Below are 12,286 nucleotides of genomic sequence, written 5' to 3'. Positions count from 1 at the left end.
ATTGATCATATTAAGAAATGATTAGCTTTATAGCCAGAAATAATAAAAAGATACCAAAAAATCTGATTAGCTTTTTAATTGATAATTTTTGCGCAATTTGCACTCCCACTTTAGCCATTGGTATGCTCGCTAGCATAATGACGAATGCGGCAGGTAGATAAATAAAGCCTAAGCAATACTGTGGTAATTGTGGATTATTCCAACCAGCGATTATATAGCCAATGGTTCCACCAATTGCAACTGGCACGGTAAAAGCTGCCGATGTGCCAATGGCTTTACGCATATCAATGCCACATCTTTGCAAAAATGGTACTACTAATACACCACCACCCACACCAACAAGGGCGGCAAAAATACCAATTAACGTGCCGGCAAAGATAAAAATTTGATTGTTAAAGGGAACCGTTTGACTGACTAGATTTTTGTTTTTTTTATCTATCTGTAAAATAAATTTAAAACTTACATAAATAAGAAAGATAATAAATACCCATTTTAACCAACTGCCCGGGATATAGGGAGTCATATATGAACCGCCTAACGTGCCAATCATACAGCCTAAAACCATTTTTTTTAGAATTGGCCACTGAATATTGTGGTTTTTGTTGTGAATATAGCTAGATGACAAACTAGTACCAATGATGGTGGCTAATGATGTTGCAATGGCAATATGGTTAATCCAAGGATCACCAAGGTTAAAGTAATTTAAGGTAAAAATTAAAGACGGTACAATTAATGCTCCACCGCCAACACCAAACATACCGGCTAATAATCCAGCAGCGGCACCTATTGAAAGGAAAATAATAAATTCAAAAATCATATAAGAAAAAGCAGTTTGATTGTTATTTAAACGATTATACTGAGTAAGCGTCTGATAAGCTATCTGTGACAATAATTATATTCACTATTTATGTCCAAAAAATTTTAGAAATATACGCATTTTATTATAACAGCTTAAATGATAAAGAGATGACCACCCAACTAATATCGCCTATACTATTTTGAAATCAGATAAATATGATTAGTTTTTTAGGTGTCTTAATATGTTAGAAGATGTAATGCAAGGCGCATTAATTTCGGCAAGTTTAATTATTGCCATTGGTGCTCAAAATTTATTTGTACTTAAGCAAGGATTATTAAAAAATCATATCTTTTTTGTAGCGGCAATCTGTTTTATTTGTGACTTCGTCTTGATGTCAGTAGGTATTTTGGGGGTGGGTTCGTTTATTAGTACTAATCTATTAATAACTCGCATTCTTGCCATTTTAGGGGCGGTTTTTTTGATCTGGTATGGATTTTCAGCTTTTAAAAGTGCCATTCAAGGTAATAGTTACATGCAAATTGAATCTCAAGATCCGCAAAATAACCGTTTACTCAAAGTAGTACTGGCAACCTTGGCTGTTACCTTGCTTAATCCTCATGTTTATCTAGATACCGTTGTTATTGTGGGGGGGATTGCAGGCACATTAACAAGTGAACAAAAATTGGCATTTTTGATTGGCGCGGTTTGTGTTTCGTTTATTTGGTTTTTTGGAATAGGTTATGGTGCAAGACTATTAACGCCACTGTTTAAACAGAAAAAGATGTGGATCATATTAGACTTTTTGGTAGGTTGCGTGATGTTTTATATTGCTTATCGATTAGTTTTGTTTGTTTTTTAGTTTAATTAAATAGAGCCAATTGATTTTAGTTGTGGATGATTCGTATATAAGACGTTATCAAGCTGTTATTTGCTATTTGGTATTTAATTTCTCCAAACTATGAGAACAATATATCCATTTGGTTATGATTTCAGATCTTTGATGCGTTGGATTATTTTATTCTTAATAACAACCACAATCATTATTACTAGCTTGTTTTTTCTTAGCTTGTTGTTTGGCTACAATAGCATTGACTTTTTTGGTTACAATAACTAAATTCTCTTTGGCGTCAGAATAGTTCTGTTCAGCTGCTTTAGTAAACCATTGTTTAGCTTTAAAGTAGTTCTGTTTTACCCCTGTGCCTTTGTAATAGATCGTTGCTAAGGTATATTGAGCAACCGCATCACCTTTTTTCGCTGCTTTAGTATCCCATTCAATTCCTTTTGAATAGCTTTGCTTTGTCCCTTGTCCATTATAGTACAATAAAGCTAAGCTATGTTGAGCAGCAACATTGCCTTGATTGGCTGCTTTTTCAAACCACTGCTTTGCTTGTGTATAATCGGGTTTAGCTTCTTGTTGTTCAAATCCATTTTCGACGGCTTTAAAATGACGTCTTTTAGTATATGAGCCGTCAGCATACATAAGACCTAAATGATATTGTGCTTCAGCATCATTTTGTTTGGTTGCTTTTTGATACTCCTCATTAAAATCAAATAAAGGTTGTTGCTCAGCATAAGTAGCAGTGCTAAAACACAAAACTAGTAATAATTTAGCAAGAAACTTTAGCATAAAGATTCCTTTAAAAAATAAATAACTTACTTATTTTATCGTATTTATTTTTTTAGTATAGTTCGATTATTTAAATTTGTTCCGGACAAATTTGTCGAACGCTGGCGTTCTCATCGCTTTTTTGTTTTTAATTAGATTGATTTGATTTACTTAGGGATTATATATTTAAATGGTGGGTCGTGAGCGATTATTCGGCACATCGTGTGCCTCACCCCTTCGGGGCCAACACTACGTGTTGTTCAAATTTGTTCCAGACAAATTTGTCGAACGCTGGCGTTCTCATCGCTTTTTTGTTTTAATTAGATTAATTTGATTTACTTAGAATTTGTGTAATTAAATGGTGGGTCGTGAGCGATTATTCGGCACATCGTGTGCCTCACCCCTTCGGGGCCAACACTGCGTGTTGTTCAAATTTGTTCCAGACAAATTTGTCGAACGCTGGCGTTCTCATCGCTTTTTTGTTTTAATTAGATTAATTTGATTTACTTAGAATTTGTGCAATTAAATGGTGGGTCGTGAGCGATTCGAACGCTCGACCAACGGATTAAAAGTCCGCTGCTCTACCGACTGAGCTAACGACCCATCTAGAGATGGTGGGTGATACCGGGTTCGAACCAGTGACCCCCTCCTTGTAAGGGAGGTGCTCTCCCAACTGAGCTAATCACCCCAAGTGTTTTATTACTAAAACGTCACGGTAAAGATTGGTGGGTGATACCGGGTTCGAACCAGTGACCCCCTCCTTGTAAGGGAGGTGCTCTCCCAACTGAGCTAATCACCCCAAGTGTTTTATTACTAAAACGTCACGGTAAAGATTGGTGGGTGATACCGGGTTCGAACCAGTGACCCCCTCCTTGTAAGGGAGGTGCTCTCCCAACTGAGCTAATCACCCTTACCGTGTGGGTGTGCATTATAAGGCACGGCTTATTCCAGTCAACCTTTTTTTTTTAAATTTCTCTAAAATCCACTTCGTTCGGTTTAATTTTAAACATTTTTTGGGTGATAGTTCGCAAAAATCACTTTTGTTTATTTTTATTTAGTCAACTAGCATTATGATTAAGTGATTCGGTTATCAAAAATAAAAAGCTAATCAATCATGGTTTTTAATAAAAAACGCGTTATTATTTATGTTGAACCTACCATTTTACGCTATAAGGCAGTAGGCATAACTAAGCAAAACACTGCATTGACCATTAATGATGACCTAATTGCATTTAATTATCAAAATGCCGCAGATATTGAATTTTTTATTGGTGAGTTACAAAAAAAATTTACTAGGCGCACACAATACGAACTTAATTTAGATATCAATTTAATTCAAACGCAACAACTCACCTTACCCGATGTAAAGCTAAAATTAAGTGAATTGATTTTATATGTTGAAGCTAATATTTATAAATTATTTCAATTGCCTGCTAAAAAGGTACTTTTTGACTTTGTTTATCCAACTAAACAAAACAAACATGTTACTGTGATGATCGTTGAACGTGATTATATTGAAAGTTGGATTAACCTTTTTAAAAAGCATGAACTGCTATTAACATTTGCTGGTTATCAATTCGATAATGCCAAAATTAATTTTTTACCATGGCGTCAAGAAAAGCAAACAAAGCACCTGCAACAATTAACCTACGTGGTTGCGGGTTTAATTGGTATAATCAGTTGTTTGCTCTGTTATCTTTGGATTCAAGCCCGAAATGAGCTACGACATTACGACCAAAAATTGTTAGAACAGCAAGAGGTAGTGCAAAAGCTCACTGCTGAATTATCTCATTATTTACCTAACCCATCATTAAGCCACAAACAGATTCAAAATGTTTTATTGTTACTTTCGGCACAGTTACCTTCTGTCATTTGGCTAGACTCTTTTTATTATGAACAACAAAAAATCAGGATCGACGGACAAAGCTTTAGTTATGTTGAATTGACTAAATTTAATCAAAATCTGTTAACGCTAAAAAATATCAGTAACAGCCAAATAAATAGCGTCTCGTCTAATAAAACGAGCTTAGTTTTTGAAATGGAAATTTATTTAGATGAACAGTGATTTTTTTTATCGCCCAATTTGGCAACAATATTTGGTGTCTGTTTTATGCTGTTTAGCGGTTTCTGTGATGATTTATCTATTTTTTATTCACGACATTGAGCAACAAGCAAAATTAAAAAGCAACACATATCAGCAAAAAATCACTGAAACGGAGTTACTACAAGCAAAAGTGAAGCGTTATCAGACAAGTAAAAATAGTTTATATAGTTTAATATCAGAACAAGAACTTGCACAAATGATTGAACAACATCACCTCGTGTTGAGTTCCTTTAAGCGCTATCAAACAGCCCAAACCGTTAATTGGGATATTGAGTTAAATGGTCAATTCTTTGATTTTATGAATTTGCTTGCGTCATTGATGGATGATTTCTATTTTCTTGATTTTCAAAATTTAAAAATCAGCAAACAAGATCAACAGTTACAGATCATGTTTACGTTATTGTTCAAAAAGGATAACGAATGATACGTTATATATATCAATACATCGGTTTATGCTTTTTTATCTGTTTTGACCTTAAGGCTAATATGCCTTTAGAACGAGATCCGTTTCAACCTTATTATTCTGTTTCATGCAGTGAACAAACTGAACAATTGCTTGAGCAGATCCAAATTTGGCATTTTAGGGGGGTAATGAAACAGATTGATCAACCTTATCAGCAAATTTGGTTATCATCTAATAATCAGTGGCTAGCGATAACCGATGACACAGTGCCAAACATTTTGTTTCCTTGGCATATGCAATCTTTACTTAACGACAAAATTATTTGGCAAGCAGATTTACCTAATTATTGCCATCAGACTGTATCATGGACAATGCCTCTCAATGAATAACAACAACACCAAAAAACAACGGCTAAACCACTATATTAGTCGAGTTACTCAAGCCAAAATCAATTTGGCAAACGTAATTATTTCTATTTTTTTTATTATTGGTATAAATGCTAGTCATGCCAATATTGATCAATCAGTAAATGCCGAACAGAAAAACAATATCTCAATGACATTTTACCAAACGGATATTGCCATTATCCTACAGGCATTAGCCGACAGTCAGCAGATGAATTTAGTCATGTCAGAAGATGTAGCAATCAAGCAGACCATTAAACTTAATAATGTTGATTGGCATAAAGCGTTAAAGATTGTATTAGACTCAGCAAATTTACAAGCTGAAATTGATGATAATATTCTGTTCGTATCCAAAGCGCCAGATCCAGATATTTTAATGCAAAAACAACAATTAGCGCAAAAAGAACAAGAACTCAACCAACCGCTTAATTCGTTATCAATAGCCATTAACCATGCTGATCCAACTACCTTAATCGAAACAATTCAACAGCAAGGGCTATTATCAGAAAGGGGAAAGGTCACACACGATAAACGGACTAATTCGCTCATCGTCACCGATCTAACCAAACAATTTAACCAGATCGAAAAATTAATCAAAACACTGGATAAACCCATGCCTCAAGTCCATATATCAGCGAATATTGTCACCATGAGTGATGAAAGTATGTCAGCGCTCGGTATTAAATGGGGGTACACCGGCAAGTCATCACAATTATTCGATAAGTTTGATGTTGGCCTTGGTGTGGCACATCCTACTACCTCGGTGGGGTTTAATTTAGCAAAACTATCGGGCAGTTTACTTAATTTAGAACTATCAGCACTTGAATCTGAAAATCAACTTGAAATTATCGCTAGTCCTAATTTACTTACCGCTAATCAAAACATGGCTTCAATAAAACAAGGTACCGAAATTCCTTACGAGGTATCTAGTGGTAGCAATGGGGCGACATCAATTGAATTTAAGCCCGCGGTATTGGGGCTAGAAGTGACGCCCAAAATAGTGTCTGATGATCGCATGATTTTAGATTTATATATTACACAAAATACGGCAGGGCGCTCAATAAAACGTAGCGATGGTGGTGAAGCGTTAGCGATTGATACCCAAGAAATCAAAACACAAGTGCAAATAAAAAATGGCGAAACTGTCGTTTTAGGGGGAATCTTTCAACAAGTTAATACTAACAATAACCGCAAAGTTCCTGGTGCTGGTGATATGCCTGTTATTGGCAATTTATTTAAACACAACAGCAAAAAACAACAAAAACGCGAGTTAGTTATTTTTATTACGCCACAATTGGTTGAGTAAATGTTAACGGAGTTGTATCATACTTTAACTTGTTTTAGCCTTTGCTTTGATATGTAATTATTGTTCAAAGTATATTATTTTTAGCCATTATTATTACAATTTATTATAAAAGTCGAGAATATTATGCATGTTGTTGCTTCTGATTTAGATGGGACTTTATTAACTCCTGAACATAGCTTATCACCTTATACCAAACAAGTTCTTCAAGCATTACGCAAAAAAGACATTCATTTTGTTTTTGCAACAGGAAGACACCATATTGATGTTGCCCAAATGCGCGAAAATATGGAAATTGATGCTTTTATGATAACTTCAAATGGGGCAAGAGTGCATGATAGCCAAGGTAATTTAGTCTTTAGCCAAAGTATTACCCCATCACTTGCTAGTGAAATTGCCCAAATGAGCATGGATGACCCACTAATTTATACACATGTATATCGTGGTGATGATTGGTTAATTAATAAAGAAGATACATTTTCATTAGAATTTTTTCGAGATACACAGTTTACTTATCAATTATTTAATCCACTTGATTTTTCAACCGATGATATTGCTAAAATTTATTTTACGACGACCGATGATGCACTTTACCCACACCTTGTTCAGTTAAAAAATCGGTTAGAGGCAAAATTTGGCAATAAAATTAGTGTTGCTTTTTCAACATTAAACTGCCTTGAAGTGATGGCCGAAAACGTCTCTAAAGGTAGTGCATTAAAAAAAGTGGTTGAAAAATTGGGTTACAGTTTAAAAGACAGCATTGCTTTTGGTGACGGCATGAATGACTACGAAATGTTAAAAGCCGCCGGTAAAGGATGTATAATGGAAAACGGTAGCTCTGAATTAAAGGCATTATTGCCAGAATTAGAGGTCATCGGCTCAAATGCACAAGACGCTGTGCCTCATTATCTAAGTAAACTATTTTTATAATTATCAAATAGACTAAAATGAATATAACTATCGACAAAGAACTCAATACGCTTGGATTGCGTTGTCCTGAACCGATCATGTTAATAAGAAAATCCATTCGAGAACTTGCCATAGGGCAAGTTCTTCATGTTATTGCTGATGACTTTGCCACAACTCGCGATGTCCCTAGCTTTTGCCGCCATATGGATCACGAATTACTCTCATCGCAGATAGAATCTGAACCATATCAATACTGGATTAAAAAATCACATTAGTGAAACGGCTCTTTCAGGTAAATTTTTAATAAAATATGGAGTTGTGTCAATTTAATTCAATTTTTTTTAGATAATAACGTAATGTTCGCCAATCATGAGGCTGAAAGTTATCAATCATTAACCAAAGCGTACCATATTTACCATCGCGTCGAGATTTTAAATTTAAAATAACAACATAACGGAATATCAATGGTTTATGCATCAAATACCAGCGCTGTTTGTGCCAATATAGTTGATTGATATAGTGAAATAACGCAAATTCGCCTTTAATTGTTTGCAAATAGTATAGACAGCGCCACCATTCTATTATCAATAATGGAATGATAATAAAGGTATAACAATTTAAAGTCGTATCAGCAAACAAAACGCAACAAAGTATTATTAGCACTGAATAAAAAAGCGTTGCAATGCATAATTGTTGCTTTGATATGCTAAGTTGTGTGCTCCACATAATGCTTGCTCTATTAAGTTAAAATAGAATTATTTCATGATCCAGATAAAAATTGCTTAAAATAAAACAAAAGATGGGAGATAATGCCCACAATTTTGTATGATTTAATCAATGAGAGATCAAACATTCGCATTTTTTTAAATGCCAAAATGAAGATCCTTATCTAAAGATTGATGAATATTGGCGCAGAAAATTCTGATGCCACTATTTTGCCTAAAAATGAATATAGGAAAGATTTGTGATATTTGTTAGAGTTTTGAAATTTATTCTAAAATTATTCATCGGTTTATTTCTTTGTGCTTTAGTTATTGGCATTGCCGGTTATGCTTATTATTCAAAGGAACTTCCCGACGTTGCAACATTAAAAGATATTCGCTTACAAACACCAATGCAAGTGCTAAGCAAAGACGGTGAATTAATTGCTATTTTTGGTGAACGACGCAGAACACCATTAAAATATAACGAAATTCCTCCAACGGTGGTTAACGCAGTTATTGCAACAGAAGATGCCCGTTTTTACGAACATTTTGGTATTGACCCGATTGGTATTGTTCGAGCGATGTATATTGGTTTGAAGCATAAAGGATTTTCTCAAGGCGGTAGTACCATTACTCAACAAGTTGCGAAAAACTTCTTCCTAACGCCTGAAAAGAGCATCGCACGTAAAGCCAAAGAAATCATCCTTGCTATCCGCATGGAAAAAGAGCTATCAAAAGAAGAAATCATGGCTTTATACCTTAACATGATCAACTTTGGCTCAAGAGCATATGGCGTTGCAGCAGCATCTTATACCTTTTTTGGCAAAACACCTGAGCAATTAACCATTGACGAAGCAGCTTTATTAGCGGGCTTACCTAATGCACCATCGGCATATAATCCAGTTGCACACCCAGATCGTGCACTAACTAGACGTAATTGGGTTTTAGGACGCATGTTAGATCAATCCTATATCACCCAAGCTCAATACAACGAAGCCATTAAAAAACCTCTTGGCACAAGCTATCATTCGCCACAAATCGAATTTTCAGCGCCTTATGTTGCCGAAATGGCGCGACAATTTATGTATGATAAATTTGGCGAAAATGCTTACACCGACGGCTACAAAGTCTACACGACTATCTCAAAAACTGACCAAATAGCGGCGACAGAAGCGGTTCAAAAAAATATTATCGATTATGACATCAGACATGGCTACCGTGGTCCTGAAAAAGTCCTATGGCAACCGAATGAAACGGCATGGGATCCTGAAAAGATCCAACAAACACTTAACAAATATATATGCTATAGCGGCATGTGCCCAGCGGTGATCATAGCCGTATCAGATCAAGAAGCCACCGCAGTATTAACCGATAAAAGTAATATTACTATTAGCTACCAAGATATGAAATGGGCACGTCCATTTATTAGTGACTCACGACAAGGCGCATTCCCGAAAAAAGTGTCGGATACTCTCAAAGTAGGGCAGCTTATTTGGGTTAAAAAATCGGACGACAACTGGGGACTCGCACAAATTCCAGCGGTTAATGCTGCACTTGTATCACTTGATTCCGACAATGGTGCAATCAAAGCCATTGTTGGGGGTTACGATTTTAACTTAAGCAAATTTAATCGCGCTACACAAGCCTTAAGGCAATTAGGCTCGAACATAAAGCCATTTATTTATACCGCCACTTTAGAGCAAGGTTTGACAATGGCGACACTACTCAATGACGCACCTATTGTCCGCTCAACGGGTAGTGAAACATGGCGCCCCAAAAATTCACCGCCAACTTATGCGGGGCCATTACGGTTAAGAATCGGCCTTGGAATGTCTAAAAATGTAATGATGGTCAGGGCATTGCGCGCTATAGGGATCGATTATGCAGCAGAGTATTTAGAGCGTTTTGGCTTCCCTAAAGAAAACATCTCGCATAACGAGTCATTAGCGTTAGGTTCGGCATCGTTTACACCACTACAAGTTGCAAGAGCTTATTCTGTTATCACTAATGGCGGTTACCTAATTACGCCATATTTGATTGAAAAGATAGAATACAACAATGGTGCAGGCACCATATATCAACATCAACCTGTGATTGCTTGTCACGACTGTAATGACGATATCGGTACAGCGGGTACTAAATCTGTGGCATTAGACAGTGTCGAAAATGAATCGAACGAATCAGATAGCGAAGAGCCAGAACAAGCTAACCTTAAAGCTGACGACAATTTAGTATTACCTGACATCAATCCAGACGAAAAAAATACAGATGTTACACCAAAATATGCTCCACACACAGTCAATAGTGGTATTGCGTATATCATGAAAGATGGACTTCGATCTATTGTATTTGGTGGCTCAGATTGGCAAGGAACTGCATGGCGCGTAAAAGCATTAGGTCGAAAAGACGTAGGTGGTAAAACAGGTACCACCAACGCGTCTAAAGACGTCTGGTTTTCTGGATTTGGTGGTAATATTGTTACCACTGTTTGGATGGGGTTTGATGACCACCGACGTGATTTAGGCCGAACATTCCGAGCCGAAGCCGGTGCCGTAACGGCAAACCCAGTATGGGTCGATTATATGAAAGTCGCCCTAAAAGATGTTCCCGTAAAAGAAGATGTCAAACCTGAAAATGTTATTTCGGTCACGATTGATCAAAAAACAGGATTATTACCAAACTCAGGTTCAAAAACCATGTCAGAATATTTTATAAAGGGCACTGAGCCAACGGGTTATGCAACACAAGAAGTAGGCACCAAAGTCATCGACTCTGAAGGCAATACATCAGAACTATTCTGATAAAGGATTTAACATGAATGGTTCAATCAGAATTATTGGCGGAAAGTGGCGTGGACGAAAGTTATCGGTGCTTGACAAACAAGGACTACGTCCAACCACAGACCGAATCAAAGAAACCTTATATAACTGGTTAATGCCAGTTATCCAAGGCAGTCATTGCTTGGATTGTTTTTCTGGTAGCGGATCTCTCGGCTTTGAAGCCGCATCAAGGGGCGCCACAAGCGTCACCTTACTGGAAAAAGACAAACAAGTTGCTCAGTTACTCAACAAAAACAAACAGTTAATTGCGAGCGATGCTATCGACATTTATCACACCGACACCCTCGCGTGGCTTAACAAACCTGCATCCAAACAGTTTGATATTGTATTTATCGATCCGCCGTTTCACCAATCCTTAGTCGCAAAAACGGTTAGCCTACTTGAACACAACAACTGGCTCAAACCGTCGGCTTATATCTATATTGAAGCAGAAATCGAGCACGACCTAACAACCTATATTCCAAATAACTGGCACTTACATCGCGAAAAAACCGCCGGCCAAGTTCACAGCTACCTTTTTATACGGGAAGATAATTAATGTTCATCTTTATTGGCAAAACCTTATATTCGTTAATGTGGTTATTTTTATTATTTAACCTAATTTGCCCTTATCCAAAACCAGCCAATATTGTTGCCAATATAGGCTTAATTGCCTTTGTGGTTACCCACGGCTTACAAGCATGGTTCCTAAGCTCAACCATGACCAAGCAAGAAAAGCAACAAGACAAATTCAAAGTACTACGTTTGTTCTTATTTGGCGTTTTTGAATCACTTAGTTGGAAAGATAAAAAATAATGGCAAAAAGTGGTTGCTAGATACAAATTTTTTTGTATAATGCTCACCACTTCTTTTGAAGCACCTCAATAAGCGGGAATAGCTCAGTTGGTAGAGCACGACCTTGCCAAGGTCGGGGTCGCGAGTTCGAACCTCGTTTCCCGCTCCAAATCTTGATAATGTATTTATTCCTCATATTACTAAGTCAAAATAAATTCTAAAAACTTTTCTATTTTGATTAGCTAAATAAAAAACAAAAACTTAAATAAAATCAATCACTTTTCTGACCGATTTTTTTGAGTGGTGATTGAGTTGTTTTTAACCAAAAACCATTTCCCAAAACACGCCAACATAAGCTGACTCATCCTTTAACAAAACTTTACAAATTTTTAACAAAAAAGGTAGCGTATTATTGCTCAAGCGGTTATAATTTAATCGCT

At 36.4% G+C, this 12,286-nt stretch carries 13 protein-coding genes and 5 tRNA genes; 11 read left to right on the top strand and 7 right to left on the bottom strand.

Going from position 1 to position 12,286, the window contains the following annotated elements; translation table 11 throughout:
- Nucleotides 1–10: 10 nt before the first annotated feature.
- The gene (locus GA0061081_RS00635; protein ID WP_091346114.1) at nt 11–889 is read right to left on the bottom strand and encodes a sulfite exporter TauE/SafE family protein; all 879 of its coding nucleotides are present in this window, start codon (nt 887–889) and stop codon (nt 11–13) included.
- Nucleotides 890–1,040: 151 nt separating this feature from the next.
- Here GA0061081_RS00635 and GA0061081_RS00630 point away from each other — a divergent pair, with 151 nt between their 5' ends.
- A complete protein-coding gene (locus GA0061081_RS00630) occupies nt 1,041–1,658 on the top strand; it encodes a LysE/ArgO family amino acid transporter (protein WP_091346112.1) in 618 nt (205 codons plus the stop codon).
- Nucleotides 1,659–1,820: 162 nt separating this feature from the next.
- Here the strand turns inward: GA0061081_RS00630 and GA0061081_RS00625 are convergent, their stop codons facing one another.
- The 5 genes from GA0061081_RS00625 to GA0061081_RS00605 form a co-directional block, all read right to left on the bottom strand.
- Nucleotides 1,821–2,426, bottom strand: a complete 606-nt coding sequence (locus tag GA0061081_RS00625; RefSeq protein WP_091346111.1) for a tetratricopeptide repeat protein — start codon at nt 2,424–2,426, stop codon at nt 1,821–1,823.
- Between the two features lie 506 nt (nt 2,427–2,932).
- A tRNA-Lys gene (locus tag GA0061081_RS00620) sits at nt 2,933–3,008 on the bottom strand.
- 9 nt (nt 3,009–3,017) lie between these two features.
- Nucleotides 3,018–3,093: transfer RNA gene (locus GA0061081_RS00615), tRNA-Val, on the bottom strand.
- 35 nt (nt 3,094–3,128) lie between these two features.
- Nucleotides 3,129–3,204 (bottom strand) — tRNA-Val (locus GA0061081_RS00610).
- 35 nt (nt 3,205–3,239) lie between these two features.
- Nucleotides 3,240–3,315: transfer RNA gene (locus GA0061081_RS00605), tRNA-Val, on the bottom strand.
- 204 nt (nt 3,316–3,519) lie between these two features.
- On the opposite strand from GA0061081_RS00605, the gene GA0061081_RS00600 reads away from it, so the two are divergent.
- The 6 genes from GA0061081_RS00600 (at nt 3,520) to tusA (ending at nt 7,803) form a co-directional block, all read left to right on the top strand.
- Nucleotides 3,520–4,470 (top strand): PilN domain-containing protein, encoded by a 951-nt coding sequence (locus GA0061081_RS00600; RefSeq protein WP_091346109.1) that lies wholly within the window; start codon nt 3,520–3,522, stop codon nt 4,468–4,470.
- On the top strand, nt 4,460–4,933 hold the full coding sequence (locus GA0061081_RS00595; protein WP_091346107.1) for a hypothetical protein: 474 nt from the start codon (nt 4,460–4,462) through the stop codon (nt 4,931–4,933). The genes GA0061081_RS00600 and GA0061081_RS00595 overlap by 11 nt, the downstream gene beginning before the upstream one ends.
- A complete protein-coding gene (locus GA0061081_RS00590; protein ID WP_091346105.1) occupies nt 4,930–5,301 on the top strand; it encodes a hypothetical protein in 372 nt (123 codons plus the stop codon). The genes GA0061081_RS00595 and GA0061081_RS00590 overlap by 4 nt, the downstream gene beginning before the upstream one ends.
- A complete protein-coding gene (locus GA0061081_RS00585; protein ID WP_209435334.1) occupies nt 5,294–6,622 on the top strand; it encodes a secretin N-terminal domain-containing protein in 1,329 nt (442 codons plus the stop codon). The genes GA0061081_RS00590 and GA0061081_RS00585 overlap by 8 nt, the downstream gene beginning before the upstream one ends.
- A 120-nt stretch (nt 6,623–6,742) precedes the next feature.
- Nucleotides 6,743–7,549, top strand: a complete 807-nt coding sequence (locus GA0061081_RS00580) for a Cof-type HAD-IIB family hydrolase (protein ID WP_091346102.1) — start codon at nt 6,743–6,745, stop codon at nt 7,547–7,549.
- 17 nt (nt 7,550–7,566) lie between these two features.
- The gene (tusA, locus tag GA0061081_RS00575; protein WP_091346100.1) at nt 7,567–7,803 is read left to right on the top strand and encodes a sulfurtransferase TusA; all 237 of its coding nucleotides are present in this window, start codon (nt 7,567–7,569) and stop codon (nt 7,801–7,803) included.
- Between the two features lie 46 nt (nt 7,804–7,849).
- Here tusA and GA0061081_RS00570 read toward each other — a convergent pair whose 3' ends face one another.
- Nucleotides 7,850–8,254 (bottom strand): protein YgfX, encoded by a 405-nt coding sequence (locus GA0061081_RS00570; protein WP_091346099.1) that lies wholly within the window; start codon nt 8,252–8,254, stop codon nt 7,850–7,852.
- A 256-nt stretch (nt 8,255–8,510) separates the two neighbouring features.
- Here GA0061081_RS00570 and GA0061081_RS00565 point away from each other — a divergent pair, with 256 nt between their 5' ends.
- The 4 genes from GA0061081_RS00565 to GA0061081_RS00550 all read left to right on the top strand — a co-directional run bounded on the left by GA0061081_RS00565 (nt 8,511) and on the right by GA0061081_RS00550 (nt 12,015).
- The gene (locus GA0061081_RS00565; protein ID WP_091346606.1) at nt 8,511–11,033 is read left to right on the top strand and encodes a PBP1A family penicillin-binding protein; all 2,523 of its coding nucleotides are present in this window, start codon (nt 8,511–8,513) and stop codon (nt 11,031–11,033) included.
- A gap of 13 nt (nt 11,034–11,046) precedes the next feature.
- Nucleotides 11,047–11,610 carry a 16S rRNA (guanine(966)-N(2))-methyltransferase RsmD gene (rsmD, locus tag GA0061081_RS00560; RefSeq protein ID WP_091346097.1) on the top strand — a complete coding sequence of 188 codons (564 nt, stop codon included), beginning with the start codon at nt 11,047–11,049 and terminating at the stop codon, nt 11,608–11,610.
- Complete coding sequence (locus GA0061081_RS00555; RefSeq protein ID WP_091346096.1) at nt 11,610–11,867, top strand: DUF1145 domain-containing protein; 258 nt, start codon at nt 11,610–11,612, stop codon at nt 11,865–11,867. Before rsmD ends, GA0061081_RS00555 begins: the two co-directional genes overlap by 1 nt.
- Before the next feature lie 72 nt (nt 11,868–11,939).
- Nucleotides 11,940–12,015 (top strand) — tRNA-Gly (locus GA0061081_RS00550).
- The last annotated feature ends 271 nt before the right edge of the window (nt 12,016–12,286 follow it).

Source organism: Gilliamella bombicola, assembly GCF_900094945.1.
GTDB classification, from domain to species: Bacteria; Pseudomonadota; Gammaproteobacteria; order Enterobacterales; family Orbaceae; genus Gilliamella; species Gilliamella bombicola.
The sequence above is the reverse complement of the archived record's forward strand: the minus strand, read 5'-3'. Positions and strand labels throughout refer to the sequence as shown.